At 47.6% G+C, this 18,611-nt stretch carries 16 protein-coding genes, 4 pseudogenes and 1 riboswitch; of the genes and pseudogenes, 10 read left to right on the top strand and 10 right to left on the bottom strand.

Annotated features, from left to right (window positions below):
* The first annotated feature begins 126 nt into the window (after positions 1 to 126).
* Entirely contained in the window at positions 127 to 1,137 is a 1,011-nt protein-coding gene (locus HVZ39_RS04375) for a cation diffusion facilitator family transporter (protein ID WP_032950072.1), read from the top strand.
* A 120-nt stretch (positions 1,138 to 1,257) separates the two neighbouring features.
* Entirely contained in the window at positions 1,258 to 1,545 is a 288-nt protein-coding gene (locus tag HVZ39_RS04370; RefSeq protein ID WP_051541465.1) for a metalloregulator ArsR/SmtB family transcription factor, read from the top strand.
* A gap of 384 nt (positions 1,546 to 1,929) precedes the next feature.
* On the opposite strand, the gene HVZ39_RS04365 is transcribed toward HVZ39_RS04370, so the two are convergent.
* The 4 genes from HVZ39_RS04365 to HVZ39_RS26410 form a co-directional block, all read right to left on the bottom strand.
* Positions 1,930 to 2,178: a hypothetical protein gene (locus HVZ39_RS04365; protein ID WP_016154436.1), complete on the bottom strand. Its 249-nt coding sequence runs from the start codon at positions 2,176 to 2,178 to the stop codon at positions 1,930 to 1,932.
* Positions 2,179 to 2,458: 280 nt separating this feature from the next.
* The gene (locus tag HVZ39_RS04360; RefSeq protein WP_009654821.1) at positions 2,459 to 4,597 is read right to left on the bottom strand and encodes an AAA family ATPase; all 2,139 of its coding nucleotides are present in this window, start codon (positions 4,595 to 4,597) and stop codon (positions 2,459 to 2,461) included.
* 283 nt (positions 4,598 to 4,880) lie between these two features.
* Complete coding sequence (locus HVZ39_RS04355; RefSeq protein WP_009654820.1) at positions 4,881 to 5,465, bottom strand: MFS transporter; 585 nt, start codon at positions 5,463 to 5,465, stop codon at positions 4,881 to 4,883.
* Positions 5,466 to 5,525: 60 nt separating this feature from the next.
* The gene (locus HVZ39_RS26410; protein WP_139156951.1) at positions 5,526 to 5,699 is read right to left on the bottom strand and encodes an MFS transporter; all 174 of its coding nucleotides are present in this window, start codon (positions 5,697 to 5,699) and stop codon (positions 5,526 to 5,528) included.
* A gap of 174 nt (positions 5,700 to 5,873) precedes the next feature.
* On the opposite strand from HVZ39_RS26410, the gene HVZ39_RS04350 reads away from it, so the two are divergent.
* Together HVZ39_RS04350 and HVZ39_RS04345 are read left to right on the top strand one after the other, a co-directional pair.
* Complete coding sequence (locus HVZ39_RS04350; protein WP_016154438.1) at positions 5,874 to 6,500, top strand: hypothetical protein; 627 nt, start codon at positions 5,874 to 5,876, stop codon at positions 6,498 to 6,500.
* Positions 6,493 to 7,002: a hypothetical protein gene (locus tag HVZ39_RS04345; protein WP_249419292.1), complete on the top strand. Its 510-nt coding sequence runs from the start codon at positions 6,493 to 6,495 to the stop codon at positions 7,000 to 7,002. Before HVZ39_RS04350 ends, HVZ39_RS04345 begins: the two co-directional genes overlap by 8 nt.
* Here the strand turns inward: HVZ39_RS04345 and HVZ39_RS04340 are convergent.
* Positions 6,982 to 8,093 (bottom strand): IS3 family transposase gene (locus HVZ39_RS04340; RefSeq protein ID WP_181632868.1). Its coding sequence is split into 2 segments (ribosomal slippage): positions 6,982 to 7,832 and positions 7,832 to 8,093, totalling 1,113 coding nucleotides; the frame shifts between segments, so codons are not numbered across the junction. The genes HVZ39_RS04345 and HVZ39_RS04340 overlap by 21 nt on opposite strands.
* Before the next feature lie 48 nt (positions 8,094 to 8,141).
* Between HVZ39_RS04340 and HVZ39_RS04335 the strand changes: the two genes are divergently transcribed.
* Entirely contained in the window at positions 8,142 to 8,840 is a 699-nt protein-coding gene (locus HVZ39_RS04335) for a hypothetical protein (RefSeq protein WP_249419290.1), read from the top strand.
* Positions 8,841 to 9,304: 464 nt separating this feature from the next.
* Here HVZ39_RS04335 and HVZ39_RS04330 read toward each other — a convergent pair whose 3' ends face one another.
* Positions 9,305 to 10,327: an IS110 family transposase gene (locus HVZ39_RS04330; protein WP_001572362.1), complete on the bottom strand. Its 1,023-nt coding sequence runs from the start codon at positions 10,325 to 10,327 to the stop codon at positions 9,305 to 9,307.
* Between the two features lie 325 nt (positions 10,328 to 10,652).
* Positions 10,653 to 10,964 (bottom strand): annotated as a pseudogene (locus HVZ39_RS04325) (NIPSNAP family protein); the annotation flags it as partial.
* A gap of 471 nt (positions 10,965 to 11,435) precedes the next feature.
* Here HVZ39_RS04325 and HVZ39_RS04320 point away from each other — a divergent pair.
* A pseudogene (locus HVZ39_RS04320) lies at positions 11,436 to 12,653 on the top strand (IS3 family transposase).
* 240 nt (positions 12,654 to 12,893) lie between these two features.
* On the opposite strand, the gene HVZ39_RS04315 reads toward HVZ39_RS04320, so the two are convergent.
* Together HVZ39_RS04315 and HVZ39_RS04305 are read right to left on the bottom strand one after the other, a co-directional pair.
* Positions 12,894 to 13,103: a YdgH/BhsA/McbA-like domain containing protein gene (locus HVZ39_RS04315; protein ID WP_032443218.1), complete on the bottom strand. Its 210-nt coding sequence runs from the start codon at positions 13,101 to 13,103 to the stop codon at positions 12,894 to 12,896.
* A 437-nt stretch (positions 13,104 to 13,540) separates the two neighbouring features.
* Positions 13,541 to 14,871: pseudogene (locus HVZ39_RS04305) on the bottom strand (IS3 family transposase).
* 58 nt (positions 14,872 to 14,929) lie between these two features.
* On the opposite strand from HVZ39_RS04305, the pseudogene HVZ39_RS26540 reads away from it, so the two are divergent.
* Positions 14,930 to 15,568, top strand: a pseudogene (locus tag HVZ39_RS26540) (ISNCY family transposase); the annotation flags it as partial.
* A gap of 284 nt (positions 15,569 to 15,852) precedes the next feature.
* Here HVZ39_RS26540 and HVZ39_RS04295 read toward each other — a convergent pair.
* Positions 15,853 to 16,203: a DUF3147 family protein gene (locus HVZ39_RS04295; protein WP_016154441.1), complete on the bottom strand. Its 351-nt coding sequence runs from the start codon at positions 16,201 to 16,203 to the stop codon at positions 15,853 to 15,855.
* 290 nt (positions 16,204 to 16,493) lie between these two features.
* Between HVZ39_RS04295 and HVZ39_RS04290 the strand changes: the two genes are divergently transcribed.
* The 3 genes from HVZ39_RS04290 (at position 16,494) to HVZ39_RS04275 (ending at position 18,598) form a co-directional block, all read left to right on the top strand.
* A complete protein-coding gene (locus HVZ39_RS04290; RefSeq protein ID WP_009652456.1) occupies positions 16,494 to 16,706 on the top strand; it encodes a YdgH/BhsA/McbA-like domain containing protein in 213 nt (70 codons plus the stop codon).
* A gap of 380 nt (positions 16,707 to 17,086) precedes the next feature.
* Positions 17,087 to 17,161: riboswitch (Fluoride riboswitch) on the top strand.
* 42 nt (positions 17,162 to 17,203) lie between these two features.
* A complete protein-coding gene (locus HVZ39_RS04280; protein WP_009652407.1) occupies positions 17,204 to 18,166 on the top strand; it encodes a DHHA2 domain-containing protein in 963 nt (320 codons plus the stop codon).
* Positions 18,167 to 18,169: 3 nt separating this feature from the next.
* Complete coding sequence (locus tag HVZ39_RS04275) at positions 18,170 to 18,598, top strand: universal stress protein (RefSeq protein ID WP_009652460.1); 429 nt, start codon at positions 18,170 to 18,172, stop codon at positions 18,596 to 18,598.
* The last annotated feature ends 13 nt before the right edge of the window (positions 18,599 to 18,611 follow it).

Genomic DNA, 18,611 nt, shown 5'->3' with positions numbered 1-18,611 from the left:
AAGGTCAAGCGCATTATTTTGAACATGCCGATGCCGTGGAAGGAATGGATATAAAAACCCTTTACATGAACACATATTCATATGTTATATTGAAGGCATCATGTATAACCAACAGCTTGAGGCCCTATGTCACAATCACATGATCACGAGCATGACCATACTCCAGCAGTAACCAGTGCAAACGAGCGTAAAGTCCTTATCTCCTTCCTCATGATATTCACATTTATGGTGGTCGAAGCTGTTGGAGGGATACTTTCTGGCTCATTAGCATTGCTGGCAGATGCAGGCCACATGCTTACAGATGCAGTAGCTTTGGCGCTGGCTTATGCGGCATTCCGTTTTGGCCGTCGAGCTGCTGATAGCAAACGAACCTTTGGATATTTGCGATTTGAAGTCATCGCGGGATTCTTTAATGCCCTGACACTCTTCGCTATTGTGGCGTGGATTGCATATGAGGCATGGGAAAGGTTACAAGCTCCACCAATTATACTGGCAGGCCCAATGCTGATCGTTGCCATTGCAGGATTGTTGGTCAACATATTGGTATTATGGATCATGACCCGTGGTGAGACCGATCATGTTAATGTCAAAGGTGCTATTTTACATGTGATGGGTGATCTATTGGGTTCTGTTGGCGCTATTGTCGCCGCTATTGTCATTTACTACACGGGCTGGACACCGATTGACCCAATACTTTCCGTTCTTGTCGCAGCACTGGTTTTACGTAGTGCCTGGAAATTATTAGCAAAATCGCTGCACATCCTGTTAGAAGGAGCGCCTGAAGATGCCTCCCCAGACAAGGTGGAACAGAGACTAATCAGTTCTGTTAAGGGCTTAGCAGCCGTAAGTCATATTCATGTCTGGCAAATAACCTCAGGTCGGACGATGGCAACACTGGAAGTAAGAGCCAAGGAAGATGTGGACGTAAAAGACGTTGTGAAGCTTGTAAAACAAGAACTTTATGAGCAGTTCAAAATAGAACATGCAACTGTGGGAATCGACTGGAATTACGATCAAAACGATAATACATGCAGCCTTTCACCGACAAAACTGCGTAACGAACACGAACACGAACACGAACACGAACACGAACACGGAAAAAAGCATAACCATTCTAGTCCAGGCCACAAACATTAATCAGGCCTCTGGTGATGCACTATCAATTTAGGAGGGAGAATCATAATGTCCAGCACATCAGATTGCGGCAACATACAAGACTGTTCCGCGACAGATCATGTCGCGGAGCCAGATCTATCAATGCTCTCGCAAAACGACATTGGGCAACTTTCCGAGATTTTCCATCTACTGGGGGACCAGTCAAGACTACGAATCCTGCTTTACTGTATGCGTGGTTCGGTCTCTGTAGGCGACATTGCTGAGTCGCTCCAGTTATCACAATCTCTGGTCAGTCATCATCTGAGGTTGTTACGAAGTGCAAGGCTTGTTCGCGGAGAGAGAAAGGGTAAGTACATATTTTATAGCATAATGGATCACCATGTAAGTCATGTTCTTCAGGACATGGTATTTCACATAGCTGAAGAATAACCCGAATGAATTTTGATAAGTAGAGCTTGTGTAATTCCAACTCACCTTAGTTTTTCATTACTTTGGTGAGTTGTTTCATCATTAATTTATTAACACCTTAATAATTAACCTTTTAATAATGAAACCTGCCCCCTTCCCTTGTATGTAATAAATACCTGATGGTTCACTATCACCAGATAAAGCGAAGTGAGCAGGCCACCTCATGAAGGAGAAACCTTGCTTTGCAAGCTTATTGAATAGCCACGGATAATCTAGTTTGTCTGCTTCGTGCCAAAAGCGGACATTGCTACATCACAATGCGTTATGGTCAACATCAGAATGCAGCCCTTGTGTTGTGACGTGTAGTCTGGCCTAAACGCAGTTGCACTACATTACCTCGTGGGGTCAGCGACGGCCCCGTTTCAGTTCACGTACACAGGGATCATACTCATCTGCATAGCCACCAAAGTCATGGCTGGGCATGAAGTACCACTTTTCACCTTTCCAACCAGCGATCCGGGTGGTCGGTTTGGTTTTATTCAGAACAACAATACAGACGCCGACGGGAGACACTGGAGGAAGAAGTCGTTGCACCACACACTCACGATTGCCCACATCAATCCAGTCTTTGACGTGAATTTCAGGATGGTTCATTGTTTATCTTCATGTGATGGAATTGCTTACCGTAATGCATCCGATTACCGTGCAAGATCATGTATCCTGTCGCCTTCCTGCTCCCTTGAGGTGGCGCTGCCTTGGTACAGTCAGCACTCTGAATGTCAGGCCCAGCCGCGAGGCCGGAAGCTCATCAGGTCGCTGCGGTAGGGGAAAACGGTCCGGGTAACAGACCGTAATCGCCTGCTGGTGGTTATTGGCCCTGACTGGAGCCGCACTGAAAACTGAAGCGCATTAATATACTCGCGCCTCCGACAGGTCAGGCAATTTCTTCCAGCGCATCGTCATTTGCCGGTGGAGGAGGAAGTATAAGCGCGTCGCACTCCCTGATGACATATTCAGGAATGAGATCAAACCGGGCAGGATCCAGCTGACAGATAAATTCATTTTCAATGTGGTAGGTCTCATTCATGAATTTACGTATTACTGCGTTCTCGAGTCCGGTCTGAAGCAACCTGAACACCTGCAGTTTCTCGTAGCCATTACGGCAGAGCAGATAAAGCGCACGTATACGATCCGGGTCGGTGAGCTGAACGAAAGTGGCCTGGTAGTCAAAGCCGGGAATGCGATCGGCGATTGCCTGGCAGCCGAAGGCAACTTTTTCTGCGGACATTTCAGGATGTCCCACTCCCTGCACAACGGGTTCACGGGTGTCGATGGGCGTTTCACGGTGATGGAAAAGGTTTGACAGCACCTGATAGGCATCACCGAGGTCGTCCATAATTTCATAATGTCGGCGAAGATAGATCAACTTGATGATGTCTTCACTATCAGAGTCAGTGACAGACTGGCAGATCTGAGCAAAAGTGCGGATATCACTTTCACCGATGAGCTGCTCGGTGATGCAGCCTGCGCTGTAGTGCAAGTGTGAGGCCGTAACCAGATTACTGAACAGCTTCCTGACGGACTTCAGTGTATCAATAATAGGCTCAACATCGTGAGTCAGCATCAGTACCGTTTCATTTTTCAGGCACTCACCGGTATTGCGGCGAAACAGCATCTCCAGGATGGCAAATTTCTTGTTCTTATCAAACGATGAAATCGGGTCGTCAAGAATGATCAGGCCTGGCTTCTTGGCTAAGCATTCATACATAAACAGAACAATGGCAAAGGCGTTGCGTTCACCGTAGCTGAGATGCTGGCTGCCGCCGCTGACGTAGCCTTCAAAGTCTTCGTGGCGCAGTTTCAGCCGACATTTATCGCCTTCCCCAGTGATATCCACCTGATAACGATAGCCTGCGTAAGCCAGAAAGGTATTGATATCGGTTTTATGCTTGAGGATCAGCTTCTGCATGCCCTGACGCTGCTTATTTATTTGACCCTGCAGGCGTCCGGCCTGCGTCGTCAGGTCGTCTAAAGAGGTATTGAGACTGGCTACGGTGCGGGCCGTTTTATCCGACTGCAGCTCCGGGAAAAACTTCACGTCTAGGCGACAGGCTTCCAGTGCAGCCTTGACGTTGGTTGAAGCGCTGAACGTAAAGCCGTTAAGAGTCTTAAGGGTATTCAGCATATTTATCAGGCTGTCTGTCTGCTTCTTCACTGTCACGAGATATTCTTCGTGCTGTTTTTCCAGCCCACTTTTTAGGGTTGTAATATCAGCGAGGCGGGCACGGGCAGGCTCTGAAAAATATTCGCCGAGTTTATCTAGCACGCCGATCAGGCCGATCAGGTTTTTAATGACAGCCTTATCATACTCCGCGCTGACGCGGCTAATCTGCTCGGCCTTTTCACGGGAGTCGCCAGTACAGAACGGACAGCAGCCGTCGGATAGCGCGGAGAATTTCTCATACCCCCGGGTCTGCCACTCGATCCACTCTACGCTGCTTTTACTTTGGATGTACGGCTTATAAGATTCCAAACCGTCGGGAATGTGCTGAAGCTTGTTGCCAGCGGATAAGCCTTTCATACCGGTAGACGTTTTTGCAATCCCGGTACTACTCAGCTTAAATGCGGCGCTGAGTTCCCCCAGGTGCGTGATGAATTCTTCAAGCCCGACGTTATCAGCAAACTGCTGCCGTATGGCCACGACCATGGCTTCGATTTCGCGTTCTGTCTCGTGATACGCTTCACTTTTGATGAAGATGTCAAAACTATTACTTACTAACTCGTCTGGTTGAAAAGTGAATTGATCGACATATTTTTCATTAAAGCACATGACGTTTTGCAGGCCATCGACACCAGTTACCCTAGGCTGTACTGCATCGGGATTAGAACCACGGTATCTAAACGGAAGCAGGTCGCTGAGACCCTGTTCATCCCCGTTTACCGTACACTGAATCGCGCGGGAAATGGTGCTTTTTCCGGTGCCGTTAGGCGCAAATTTAATATTTAGTTTTTTTTCTGCCAGAGTTATATTTGCTTTATCGATGTTATTACAGCAATTAATTTCAATTTCCATACCTAATCCTTTACGGCAAAGACACTGAGCAGGCCCCGTATATTGCAGGCCCGATTAATTATTTAAGCTGAAGCCAGAACATATAAGCACCGTTTCATTTTTGAGTAAAGCACTCCGGGATTCGCCCTTGGTACCGCAGCGCCGGAGCAGTTGTTTTATAGAGCGTATGTACGGCGCTTGTGATGTATGTCCGCTTCGTGCCAAGAGCGGACATTTGCACCCTCAGTACCCGCACCAGACTAAGCCGGCTCAGCAATGTCGGCGTTGCTGATACTGACAGACGTTATGCCGTTTTAAAGCGACGTTTCCGGTGTATCACCATGAGAGCGACAATTACCGCCACCGCAATTGTCGCGGTCCCCCGGAAGACGACTGATGAATCTCCTAGGATGATTTCCATGAATGATGATAAAAACTGGCCGGAGAATATAGCCATAGAAAGCCAGGCAAGGTTACGTCCCCGGACGCGAGCGTGACTCTGCTCGACTGTCATATGATTCACAAGCGGCACCGACAGACCAAACCCACAACTCATTAAAACCCCGCCAGCGATGTAGAACACTACATTATCAGCGAATGAAAATATGAAATGTCCGGCAGCGTAGCAGCTAAACGCCGTGTACAGATTTCCGTACTCACGTAAACGCGCTATGAGGCGCGGCATCATCGCAGCAGCCCCGACGGCGACCAGTGAGATAAACGACAGAAAGTATCCGGTTTCTGCTGCCCCAATAGCCATGCAGCTAAACACCTGCGGAATGATGATAATGCTGGTGAAGAAGCAAATCATGGACAGCAGGGCTGCAAAAAGCACAGGCGCTAATCGAGTCGCACTCACCGATTCGCTTTCTCCGGCGTTTTCATTCATGTTTTCTGTCCCAGAGGACAATTGTTACGGCACAAACGCCAGCTGCATAACCAGAAGAACCTAGGCAAAAAGATGAAGCAAAAACGGCCACTGCCAGCCAAGGGTTGCAAGTAATCCGCCTATAAACAGAAAAATGACACCGCCCAGCTCAATCAACATTCCCTGCGAAGGTATCATTTTCAGGCAAGCCTGACCGCTATGAAACGAGGAAATCAATCCGGTTCCTGCTGACATGACGATGGCGGTATCTGACTGAAATCTGGATGTCTCTTCTTCCAGATCTACTTAAAACTCGTTCTGATAACCATACCGAGAAATAACTGTCAATCCATCCATATCTAGGGTTTGATATAGTAAAATTACCTATATATAGTTTTTTTAGTTTTCATCTCACTTGGACGCCATTTCATGAAAAGTCACGAGTACATTGTGATTTGCGGTTTTAACCGCAGTAAAGTCGGCCGATATATTGCCATTGTTGCCTCAGTTATATCGTTCGTTCTGATTTTACTAGCACTCACACTAATCGAATGGCTGAAAAACTTTCACATTAACAGCCACATACCTGCCTCAGTTTTTTCACTTATTAGCGCCGGTGGGATCTACATGGGGTTGTATACATGGTTTGATAAAAATCTCTGGCATAACACCTACCTCGGGAAATTTTTATGTGTGCCAAATCTTGCAGGCCGCTGGAATGTTGAAGGCCATACCCGATCTGAGGGTGGTAAACCCTGGGAAGGTGAGCTGAGAATTGTCCAGTCATGGGACAAAGTCAGAATTCATCTGAAAACTCAATCATCGCATTCGGATAGTGTGACAGCCTCCATCATTCATGACGAGGGAATTGGTTACCAGCTGCTTTATAACTACCGCAACCAACCCAAGACAGGTGAAGAACACCTGACTTCACATGTTGGATTCGCAGAGTTCAGGTTCGACGACGGACTCAAATCTGCTGAAGGCCATTATTTTAACGGTCAAGGCCGGGCTACTTACGGAACAATGACAATCACTAGGATCGACAATGTCTAATTCATTTAGTGCGCGAATTGAACGCATGAAGTCTCGTCGTAAAGGGACATTCGATCAATTAAACGTAGCCAGAGAGTCAATCAGTAACCAGAGGATTGATGGACTGGAAAACTATGCTTTGCTAGAAGGTTTCCTGGATTTAAATGAAAGTTGGGAAACCAGGGGAAAACAAGATTCTGCAACCCGCTATGTTATAGGTGCCATGCAACCGGTTGATAACCGCTATACCGAAATTTCTTTTGAAACTGCCAAGCGTATTGAGAACCAACTGGTAAAGAAATTAGATCTTAATCTGGAGTTTCGTGTCCAAGGCTCTGTACCACTGGATATTCATATTAAAAGTTTCAGTGATGTGGATCTGCTGATTATAGACACTCAGATGCTTATTTATGATAGCGACGGTATTGGCCGCTACACCCCTACGAACAAAAATGATGGGGATATCATCCTTGAACTCAGGGATGCTGTAAATAGACCCGTTTTAGTTCCATGCATTTTTTGAGATCCCGGCCAAATAATGGTGCTGTCGGTATTCCTCCGGTGTCATATTGTTCAGTGATTCATGCGGGCGTTCACAGTTATATTCTGACAACCATTTCTCCGTAATTTCCCGCACTTCACTCAGCGTTCTGAACAGATAAAAATCGAGTATTTCTGTACGGTATGTCCGGTTAAAGCGCTCAATAAAAGCGTTCTGCGTCGGCTTACCCGGCTGAATAAATTCCAGTTTTACTGCATGTTGCTCTGCCCATTCAGCCAGTGCCAGAGAGATAAATTCCGGACCATTATCCATGCGTAGCATGACCGGATAGCCGCGATTTGCCGCAATCCTGTCGAGTACACGGACCACGCGCAAAGCTGGCAGATTCAGATCGATTTCAATCGACAATGCCTCACGGTTAAAGTCATCAACGACATTGAACGTGCGAAAACGACGGCCACAGACCAGAGCATCATGCATAAAATCGACAGACCAGCTCTGGTTCAGCGCTTCCGGTGTGGCCAGTGGCGAGGGATTACGCACCGGCAACCGTTGTTTGCCTTTACGGCGAAAATTCAGCTTCAGCAGACAATAAATACGATGGATCCTTTTGTGATTCCACGGGTATCCCTGCCGCCGCAGAACCTGGAAAAGTTTTGGAAAACCGTATCGTGGGTATCGCTCTGCCACTGCCTGCAACGCGACAATAACAGGTTCGTCACGCGTGGTATCCGGACGGTAATGGTAAACCGTTCTGCTCAGGTTCAGACTCCGGCAGGCCTGACGGATACTGAGTCCAAATGTCGTTATCAGATGAGTGACCAGCTCACGCTTAAAGGCTGGTTTTAAAGCTTTTTTTCGATAACGTCTTTCAGCGCCCGGTTCTCAAGGCTCAGGTCGGCAAACATCTGTTTGAGACGTCGGTTCTCGTCCTCAAGATCCTTGATCTTTTTAATATCAGAAGCCTCCATGCCGCCGTATCTGGACTTCCAGTTGTAGTAGGTGGCTTCAGAGATACCGGTCTCCCGGCAGACATCTTTAACAGTTCGTCCGGCTTCAACCGACTTAATCACAGCGATGATCTGATGCTCAGTAAAACGGGCTTTACGCATAGCGATCTCCTTCGTTGGCAGATTGATTATGCCGGATGATCTCTAAATGTGAATGGCACGATTATGCGGGATGTTTACAATGCCACTAGGGATGCCCTGAAAGCAACTTTCCCTGCGGCAGATGTTGATGACAACAACGCCAAATCTTTGAGAATAACGGGAGGGTCTTTGCAGAGAGAAGTGGATGTGGTGCCAAGCATCTGGTGGGATACCAAAGAGTACCAACATACTAAAGATGTAGATCAACGTGGGGTCACTATTATAGATAAAAACACACGTCAACGTATCTACAACCTACCTTTCCTCCACATCAAACGAATTAAAGACAAATGCGATCAATGTAATGGAGGATTGCGTAAGTCTATTCGTTTTCTTAAGACACTAAAAGCGGATAGTGAAGCTGAGGGTACTAAAATTGAACTCAGTAGTTATGATATTGCCTCGCTGATGTACCACGCAGATGGTAACAATCTCCGACATAGCCAATACTACGAGCTGGCTGTCCTTGTAGAGACTCACAGATGGCTAAATTATCTTGCACAGAACCCTAATGCTGCAATGCTGCTCTACGTTCCAAATGGCACCAGAAAGATAATTGACAAGAATGAAACTTTTGCCGAATTGCTTAAACTGACGGGAATGGTCAATAGTATTGTCACTGAGGTGCTGCGTGAAATAACCGGCCAGCCTACTGAATATTACACACCCGCCAAAGGAATTTTACTTATAAAACAAGCGGTTTACTAACAGGATGCTATCAAGATCCACTTAATAAGTGGATCTTGAATCATCCGCGACTATTTGCCGGACAGCGCTAGTCATTCCGGCCTAAGCGCTATTATGAGATTTATTTCCAGTTTAGTATGAGTCTCCGTACTAATCGTTGATTGAAGAGACATACATGCTGGATAACTCTTAATGGGGTCAGTTTGGATATCGAAAATTATTGTACTATAAGGGCTTCCCCGGCGTGTCAACGCCGGTGTTTATGGTTTCTGTCTGCTCTTCAGTAAAAATAAAGGGGAGAGACTGCGGTACTATAAACGGCCATGATGAATCGTCATCGATTCGGACCCTGATGAAAGACGCGCGTGAGGTTCTTGTTCGTTAAGCGGATACGTATATCCTGTACAATAGCCAGATAGGCCTCACGGGGTCTAACCCTTTATCATCAACGAATTGCAGGTCAGATGGTTATTTTGTTTCGTGCTTTAGCTGGCTGAGTACAGCCTGAAATCATCACCGTAATGCAATGATGCCCAGCACAGCCTTGCGTTTTTGGCGGCGATGGCTACAACGGCACGCCAGTATCCTCTGCGATCGACCAGTGAACAGACCCAACGACTGAATAAATCAGTCCTTTTCTCGGCACCAATCAGAACCGAACGAGCCCCCTGAACCAGTAGCGTTCGCAGATACGAATCGCCAGCTTTAGTTATCCTGCCAAGCTTTGATTTCCCACCACTGCTGTACTGCGATGGCGTTAGTCCCAGCCAGGCTGCCAGTTGTCGCCCATTTTTAAAATCGTGTGCATTACCGATACTGGCGACCAGCGCACAGGCCGTTGTGGGACCAATCCCTTTCAGTTCCATCAATCGCTGGCTGCGGTGATCTGTTTTTGCCATGCGGGACAAAATCCGGTCATATTCAGTAATATTATCTTCAATACGATCAATGTGTTCCAGCAGGTCATTAACACATTGTTGAACCTGAAGCGGCAAAGAACTCTTCTGCTCAGAAACCATGTGACGCAGGGCATCTGTACTTTGTGGGGCGATGACACCGAATTCCGATATCAAACCTCTCAATCGGTTATATGTTGCTGTTTTCTCTTCGATAAAACCCTGTCTGATACGGTGTAGGCATTGCATCGCCTGCTGGCTCTCATCCTTCACTGGTACAAACCGCATATGCGGGCGACGAACTGCTTCACAGATAGCCTGAGCATCAGCTGCATCATTTTTGCCTGATTTACCGGCCATGCGGTAAGGAGATACAAATTTAGCAGCCATCAGCCGTGGTTCATGACCATATTGCCGAAACAACCTTGCCCAGTAGTGAGCCCCGGAGCATGCCTCCATCCCGATAACACAGGGAGGTAAACTGGCAATCAGCTCAGGAAGGGCAGCACGCGATACTTTGGGTTTAACCAGAACAGTTTTACCGTGTTGGTCAACGCAGTGAACAGCGAACACATTTTTAGCAAGATCGATACCGACAGTCGTGATGGTCATAACGAATCCCTCCGGGGCTATGTTTACCCCATGATTGCACAAGAGTTAATCAGGCGCATATCCAGGGGAAGTCCCTTCCATTCGTTAAGGCTGATTTTTTGTAAGTACCCCACTTAAACGCCCCATTCTCTTTCAGAGACCCTCTGGCACATGGATTAGGTTTTCCGAAAGCGAACTTCCGCTCTTCGCTCATAGATGCCGGTCAAACATCCCGCATTCAGCATGTGAGGCGGTAGCCTCATCTCTGATGTACTGAATAACAGTAACGTCTTGCTGGTGTGTCTATCCCGGCTTTACCATGACGTATAGCGATAGGGTCTAAATGCTCAACGGCACTCTCAGTGAGAGTCAGTACCGATTTAACGCTGATGCTTATTCTATCGATAATGGCCTGCCGGGGACCATGACGCCATGCTTCGCTATCATAAAAGGTGTCCTGGGCAGTTTTCAGGTGAGAGAGGCTGTTATAAGCCCTGATCAGATAGTAAGCATCGTCGTCATGTGCTGATATACCATAAGAAATAACATCCATTCCCACTGAACGGTGAAGTGGAACACTCACTTCTTTCATTATTCTATGAAAGTCTTTTCCAGTACCGGGTTTGAGGGTGTACAGCAAAAATTCGACAGTTTTCATCTTCGATATCCTATTCTGTTTTTCTCATCATAGCGAATTATGGCGACGTGTAGTCGTGAAACCGAACAGAAGAACTGGACTGCCAGGCTGTCCCCAGCAGTTATGGCTCTGAATGTCTCATGCGTGCCAGGAGCGGACGTTGCTAACATCGAGATGCTCTAATCTGCAAGGAGCAGCTCCCCCTTTATCAGACAATCTTGTCTGACGCTCCGGACAGAAATATGCTGGTTTTATCTGTTCAGAACACTGAACTATGTTCGGGAAATCACAGAGTCAGGCTAACGGAATAGAATAGTGAGCGGTGTCTTAACCCCTTAAATCGTAAAAGCACCGGTTGATAGCTGATGATGAACGCTTCTCTGATTTAACCAAGCATCGGCATTGAGAATGAATCAAAAAAGTGAAAATATCAAAGGGTAATAGCCTCCGTTTGAACCGGACACCTCACCAGTAAGACATAGTCATAGAGCTATGTTTAAGGAGTGTCCTGTGCAAAGAATCGAAGTGATCACTGGCGAGCAAAAACGCCGTCGTTATACTCCTGAAGAGAAAGCCCGTTTTGTTGCGCTCGCCATGCAGCCCGGCTACACCGTCTCACTCGTTGCCCGGCAATATGACATCACACCCAGTCTTCTTTTTAAGTGGAAACGGCTCATGAACGAGGGTGGAAAGTCTGCGATCGTCGCTGGCGACGAGGTCGTCAGTGTCTCCGAGGTCCAAGCGCTGGAGAAAAAAGTCAAACAGCTTGAACAAATGCTGGGCCGCAAGACGATGGAAGCCGAAATCCATAGGAACGCGCTTGAGATAGCCTAGGCAAAAAAGTTGATATCGCGCATGCCATTGCTGCCACCGGACGATACCTCCTCATCCGAATAGCAGAAGTGCTCTGCGTATCGCGTTCGAATCTTTATGAACGGCTGCTAAAGAAGCGCCAGCAGCGGCCAGCCCGCTATAGCAAAGATGATGACGCCCGACTGTTACCGCTTATCCGCCAGATATGCAGCGAGCGGGCGACAAACGGCTACCGTCGCGTGACGGCACACCTCAATCGTGCGCTGAAGGAACAAAACTGGCGGGTTAACCACAAACGCATTTACCGGATCATGCAGGCGAATAACCTGTTGCTGGCAAAATCTGGCCATAGAAAGCCAGAGCACAGTCATACCGGCAACGTCGTGACACTCAAGCCGGATACGCACTGGTGTTGAAATCCGCTGCTTGAATCGGGAAGTCGTGCGGGTAGTGTTCAGCCTTGACTGCTGTGATCGCGAAGCCATCTGCTGGTCGGCGACAACAGGTGGAATAAACAGCGTTATGGTGCAGGATCTGCTGACAACAGAGAGTGTGGAAAAGCGCTTTGGCAATACGCTTTACCTGCCACATGCCGTTGAGTGGCTGACCGATAATGGCTGTTGCTACATAGCGGACTCAATAAGAACGTTCGCCACCTCACTCAGGTTCATCGTGTGTACGACGCCAGTGCGCAGTCCGGAGAGCAATGGGATGGCTGAATCGTTCGTTAAAACGTTCAAGCGTGACTACGTGTATGTTAATGACCTGCCGGATGCCATGACAGTGATGTGAAAACTGACGGAATGGATGGAAGACTATAATAACTGGCATCCCCATAAAAGGCTGAAAATGCAGTCACCAAGGGAATACAGAAGTTCGCTGCTAGCTATAAATTAACCGTGTCCGTTTTAGCGGGGGCAACTCCACAAAGAGGACGTGGAGCTAAAATATTTGCACGGATAAAAAACCATACTTAACTATTAGTATTACATTAAAAAAATACGGACTCTTTATCAGCAGTCCGCTAAAGTCTATTCAAGGAAAAAACATGTGGCATATCAAGCATTAAAAATTAGTATATAGTGGCAGATTTTATCAAGGTATATATTCCTATAGATACCCTAAAATGATTATCTATTAATCCCCTAATTTAGCGGTCATATGCACTCGATTACCAGTATACGCAGAGAGAATTTTGTATGACGTTTGTGCTTCTTTTGCTTTAGCAGCAATTTTTGCTTCTGCACTGTCAAGAGTGGAAGCAGTTACGCTGACCGTCTGCGCCATACCAGAGAATGAGACAACAGAGAGAAAACCAGCTGCTGCGAGAAGTTTGATATTTTTCATAGTGATAACCCTAGTAAAGTTAATGTTCATCATAAGAGCATACTGCTCGTTTCCTGTTGATGAGCATTAAAAACCCTGCAACTACTATAGGGTCAATACTTTTTATTGTATTTTTTATATAGCGCTGACTGTCTTGAACATCCACTTATCGAGAAATTTTTCTTAAACAATAAAATTCACGCATAATCAATAAGATATGGCAATTTTTATATCGTTTTACACTGAAGATATTTTTTCTTACCCCATTTATATAGGTTTCAAAATATGTCTTTGCAGGTAATTGGAGGCTGGAACTCACGCATTCCTATCCCCTTCCCTTCAAACAACTCTAGCTTTACTCTGATCAAAAGAATAAATACCCAGACATTAAATCACGTGACATGAAATGCCAAAACTGTCTAAATAAACTGGACTGACCCCAGGATTAGATATAACCTTCAATTAGTAATGTCGGTTGGTTTTTCTTCATATTTCCCGTTTCGCCAGCCTGCTGGAAATTCAGCTGGAGTCTGGTAATCCAGCGATGAATGTGGACGGCACTCGTTATAATCCTGCCGCCAGTCATTAATCGTTTTCCTGGTGTGAACTGATCCTACCCACGTAATGTGGACACGGCCCTAAGCAAGGTTCTGGTTTTCAAATTGTTCAGGACTGAGCCCACCACAGGCACTGTGGCGACGCCAGCGATTGTAATCGCACTCAATATAATTAAATACAGTTGTTCTCATCATTTCCCGGCTGATAAAGCGTTCACCGTGGATGCATTCCACTTTCAGCGAGTGGAAGAAGCTTTCCACACACGCATTGTCGTAACAGCAGCCTTTCGCGCTCATGCTCCCGCGCAGATTATGCCGCTTCAGCAACGCCTGATAGTCCGCTGAACAGTACTGGCTGCCACGGTCAGTATGAACAATGACTTTTTTCGGGCGTTTACGCCGCCACAGCGCCATCTGCAACGCATCGCAGGTCAGTTGTGCCGTCATTCGCGGTGCCATTGACCAGCCGATGACAGCTCGCGACCACAGGTCAATCACCACTGCCAGATACAGCCAGCCTTCATCGGTGCGTAAGTAGGTGATGTCTCCCGACCACTTCTGATTCGGGCCGCTGGCGTAAAAGTCCTGCTTCAGCAGGTTCTCAGACACAGGCAAGCCATGCTCACGATAACTGACCGGGCTGAACTTGCGGGCTGCCTTTGCCCGAAGCCCCTGGCGACGCAGGCTGCCAGCTATCGTTTTGATGTTGTAGGCCGGGAGCTCATCCGCAAGCCGTGGCGCACCATACCGTTGTTTTGCATCAGTGAATGCTCTGAGAACCGCGGCATCACAGGCCAGACGGAACTGCTGCCGCGTGTTTATCTGATGACGCCGGGAGCACCAGGCATACCAGCCGCTACGGGCCACGCGCAGCACCCGGCACATGGCTTTGATGGTGAACTCAGCCTGATATTTTTCGATAAAAACATACTTCATTTCAGGAGCTTCGCGAAGTATGTCGCGGCCTTTTGGAGAATAGCCAGCTCCTCTGCCTGCTCCGCAAGCTGGCGTTTAAGCCGGGCATTTTCAGCATCCAGTTCGCTTTCGCGTGCAGATGATGTCAGTTGTTGCTGTTGTTTTTTTCGCCAGCCATAGAGTTGCGATTCATACAAACTGAGTTCGCGGGCAGCGGCAGCGACGCCAATGCGTTCAGCAAGCTTCAGAGCTTCCTGGCGGAATTCGGGAGTGTGCTGTTTACGCGGCTTTTTACTGACGGTTACTGATTTAGTCATGTGAGCTACCTCTGGTTGAGAGTTTACTCACTTAGTCGCGTGTCCACTATTGGCGGGTATCTGTGCCAACAGCTCTCAGGCCAAGGGCCGCGTTAAGCGCGCCAACCTGACGCTGCAGGAGCGGCTGGTTAAGGAGATGTGCCTGGAGAATATCACCTGCATTGATGCCGCCAACGCCTGGATCGAAACGTTCATCAGCGACTTCAACCACCGCTTTGCCAGACTGGCAAAATACCCGAAAAACCTTCACCGCACGGTCTAGAGAGCCACCTGGAACTGGACGACATTTTCGCCTGGCAGACGCTTCGGACGCTCTCAAAAGCACTGACTTTTCAGTATGAAAAAATCCTTTATCTGGTTGATCCCACTGACGAAAACTCACGCATAGTCGGAGAAGAAATCCTCGCTTTTGATTATACGGACGGTACGCTCAAATTCCGCCATGGAAACAGAACACTGAAATATCAGATGTTCGATAAGCTGGACTGCATCAGTCAGGGGCGCATCGTTGATAACAAAAGGCTTGACGCGGTGCTGAAGCTGGCGAAGGAAAAACAGGATGAGCTTGAAGCCGCAGGAAAAAGAAAGGCGCAGCCAGAGTATGCCTAAAAGGCGGGCACAGATTCAGGCTCAGCTCAGAGCCATCAATCCGGTTCTGGCTGAACCCTCTCTTTTCAAATCAAGCCTGAAAAAATGAGCTCACTGCCCTTTTTTCTTCATCAGAAATCAGCAGAAAGTGACATTTAAAACCGGGAAATCAGGGTGACATTATCAATAAGGAAAGACAGCGAGTATAATAGTTGTAATATCCGCACCTCCCCAGAACATCTGAATTTGTCTTTGACAGAAAGAACCGCGCTTCCGGCAGGAAGCCGGCCCCCTTGAAAACTCTCTTATCCTGTTAAAAAGCCTGATATGGTTCGGAGTTAGTCGGTGTTTCCTCCGGCAATAGTGCAGTTGGCTTCACAACAGCGTACATTATCACATCAGATTTATGCCAAAACGGCGTAACGCACTGGCCCACAAAAAGAAAATAAGGACGGTTACGACACAGCAGCTACCCAGCGTGATCCAAAAGCCAAATCGCTGACAGAAAACAGGGAATAGTAAAAACATAGGTAGTGTCGGCACTACATACCAGAATGTATACCACGCATGATTGGCTATTTTTTGCTGACTCTGTCCTTCCAGCTTCATCCACACGAGCACAAGCACAGTAACCAGGGGAAGCGCGGCGACAAGACCACCAAGCCGATCACTACGCTTGGCAACTTCAGAGATAAAAACAACCATTCCGGCGGTGATCGCGTACTTAATCAGTAGCCATAACATCATAAACCCTCACTAATCCTGTAAGTTAACGGCCCTGCACCGACCTATCTCCCCAGCGCAATCCCGGTTTCGCGGTGTCTGTTACGGCCGTATTTTCTCATGCCTCGTCAGCCACGGTGAGGCTCTTTCAAGAGCTGGGTTGTATGAAAACGAAAAAACACAGCCAACAATAATTTACAAAATAACTTATTGACCCTGTATTTACTACAGGGTTTTTAATGCACATCAACAGGTGAGACGGCGATGATGCCGGTATCACCAGATGACCAGATAACCCAAGGAATATGACCATGAAAAATATCAAACTGCTTGTTGCTGCCAGTATGCTCTCCGTAGTCTCATTCTCTGGCTTCGCCCAGTCAGTCAGTGTTACTGCTGACACACTCAGCAACGCGGAAGCGAAAATTGCCGCTATCGCCAAGGAATCCGGTGCTTCGTCCTACCGCATCACCAGTGCAGACCAGAACAACTTTGCCCGCATGACTGCAGTCCTAGATAAGTAACCCGGGACTGTACTACCCTGAACCTGACCAGTTAACGCAAGAGATGGTCGCAGAGCAAATAGCCGGACTGGCTGTCCCCCAGTGGGATGCATCTGGTTCCGCTGGCGACCTCACACGCAATCCCTCACTGTAACGTTTTCTGATCTCACCACGCTGGCCATAACAGATTGCCCTAGCCACTGCATTACGACCTTCTCTCCGGTTAAGCTGAGTCAGGATACGTCGGCGATAATACTCATCATAAATATAATTAAGAAGGTATAAATTGCTTCATTCGGCGCACTATTGTAAACGTTTTTGGCGGGACAGGATGTACTTGTGTGTACGAAACCGAGGGCCAACAATAAATATTGATTTAATGCAAAGGCCCATATAAGATTGATTTACAAGGTGATGGTGCTCCACCTTTCCCAACCGCCGGTTTTTCAACACCGGATGATGGCGCCTGATATACAGATGAAGTTGTCCTCTTATAGGCATGTATGTCAGGTATAGCTATGCAAAATAAAACCACATTACCGCTTACCGCAGAATCTCTCTCTTTTCAAAGAGATAATCCGATTTATGTCTTCGGTCATCGAAATCCTGACAGCGATGCTATTTGCAGCGCGCTGGTTGTGGCTGACTGGCTTAATTACACCGGTCGTCCCGCAACGCCCTGGCGCCTGGGGGATATCACCCCGGAAACCCGTTATATCCTCAACGCTGCGGGTGTTTCACAACCCGATTTACTCACCGTCGATCTGACAGATAAAACCGTATGGCTGGTTGATTTTACGGATGCAGAGCAGGGACCGTCTTCGCTGATGGACAGCAACGTCATCGGCATCATTGACCATCATCGTATTGGTACCCTTGTTACCCGCAATCCACCGGATGTCTGGGTGCGGGCGGTAGGATGCTGCGGAACAGTAATTCTCTCAATTCTCATGCATGACATTCCGATGCCGCTGACTGCCGCTCAGGCTGTGTTGCTGATGGGGGCGATCCTCAGTGATACCGTTGCGCTGACGGGTCCCACCACCACCACTCAGGATCAGGAATCCGTGGCTGTTTTGCGGGAAATCGCCGGTATCGATTATGACCAGTTTGTGACAGGGCTGCTGCGAGCCAAAACAGATATAACCGGGCAATCCGCGTCGGTTTTACTCAATCGTGACGCCAAAAATTACCGGATCCATGATGTGCCGCTGTTGTTGTCACAAATTGAGGTCCGCGACATGGCTGATATTACTCCCCTGTTGCCTGAGCTACTGCAGGAAATGGATAAAACCTGCAAGGACAGCGTGCTGGACATGGTGATCCTGATGGTGACAGACATTACCAGCCGGAACTCCGTTTTGCTTTTTTCAGACAGCAGCCTGACAGGCTCCCGCCAGGTATCGCTGCCCGGCATGACAAGCCGGAAAAAAGAAATCCTCCCCTGGCTGACCAACCGCTTCGCTTCTTATAAGAGGTGATTTATGCAAATTTACCGGCATGCCTTGTTACTTGTACAGAATGAAACCGATGGTCTGCTGTTGCTTGAGCAGGCAGAACGTCTGGCAAAAGAGATGGGCACCCGTATTACTGTCGGGCATCTCAGTGCTGACTATAGGGAACTGGATTATACCAGTGACTCATTAACCAAAGACCGTCAGTCCCGCGAAGTTATTGATGCAAAGGCAATGCTTAGCCGTCTGGTGGAGTCCAGCAGTATTGATATCAACGTCAGGTCCATCGTCAGCATCCATCGTTTCCGGGACGTTGAGGCCGTTGTTCAGCATGAAGATATCGATCTGGTCATGCTGGGGCATGAAAACCGCCTGTTCGGGGTTTTTTCCTCCTTTTCTTTCGAATTCATCAATCACCTTTCTGTTGATGTTCTGATTAAACATATTCCAGCCCCTTAAAAGAAGGTCAAAC

This window comes from Citrobacter sp. RHB35-C21 (assembly GCF_013816515.1).
Classification (GTDB): domain Bacteria; phylum Pseudomonadota; class Gammaproteobacteria; order Enterobacterales; family Enterobacteriaceae; genus Citrobacter; species Citrobacter braakii.
This window is presented reverse-complemented; position numbering and strand designations above follow the sequence as displayed.

Coding starts and splice junctions, on each gene's coding strand:
- HVZ39_RS04375 (WP_032950072.1), top strand. CDS start 127: ATGTCACAATCACATGATCACGAGCATGACCATACTCCAGCAGTAACC.
- HVZ39_RS04370 (WP_051541465.1), top strand. CDS start 1,258: ATGCTCTCGCAAAACGACATTGGGCAACTTTCCGAGATTTTCCATCTA.
- HVZ39_RS04365 (WP_016154436.1), bottom strand. CDS start 2,178: ATGAACCATCCTGAAATTCACGTCAAAGACTGGATTGATGTGGGCAAT.
- HVZ39_RS04360 (WP_009654821.1), bottom strand. CDS start 4,597: ATGGAAATTGAAATTAATTGCTGTAATAACATCGATAAAGCAAATATA.
- HVZ39_RS04355 (WP_009654820.1), bottom strand. CDS start 5,465: ATGAATGAAAACGCCGGAGAAAGCGAATCGGTGAGTGCGACTCGATTA.
- HVZ39_RS26410 (WP_139156951.1), bottom strand. CDS start 5,699: ATGTCAGCAGGAACCGGATTGATTTCCTCGTTTCATAGCGGTCAGGCT.
- HVZ39_RS04350 (WP_016154438.1), top strand. CDS start 5,874: ATGAAAAGTCACGAGTACATTGTGATTTGCGGTTTTAACCGCAGTAAA.
- HVZ39_RS04345 (WP_249419292.1), top strand. CDS start 6,493: ATGTCTAATTCATTTAGTGCGCGAATTGAACGCATGAAGTCTCGTCGT.
- HVZ39_RS04330 (WP_001572362.1), bottom strand. CDS start 10,327: ATGACCATCACGACTGTCGGTATCGATCTTGCTAAAAATGTGTTCGCT.
- HVZ39_RS04315 (WP_032443218.1), bottom strand. CDS start 13,103: ATGAAAAATATCAAACTTCTCGCAGCAGCTGGTTTTCTCTCTGTTGTC.
- HVZ39_RS04295 (WP_016154441.1), bottom strand. CDS start 16,203: ATGTTATGGCTACTGATTAAGTACGCGATCACCGCCGGAATGGTTGTT.
- HVZ39_RS04290 (WP_009652456.1), top strand. CDS start 16,494: ATGAAAAATATCAAACTGCTTGTTGCTGCCAGTATGCTCTCCGTAGTC.
- HVZ39_RS04280 (WP_009652407.1), top strand. CDS start 17,204: ATGCAAAATAAAACCACATTACCGCTTACCGCAGAATCTCTCTCTTTT.
- HVZ39_RS04275 (WP_009652460.1), top strand. CDS start 18,170: ATGCAAATTTACCGGCATGCCTTGTTACTTGTACAGAATGAAACCGAT.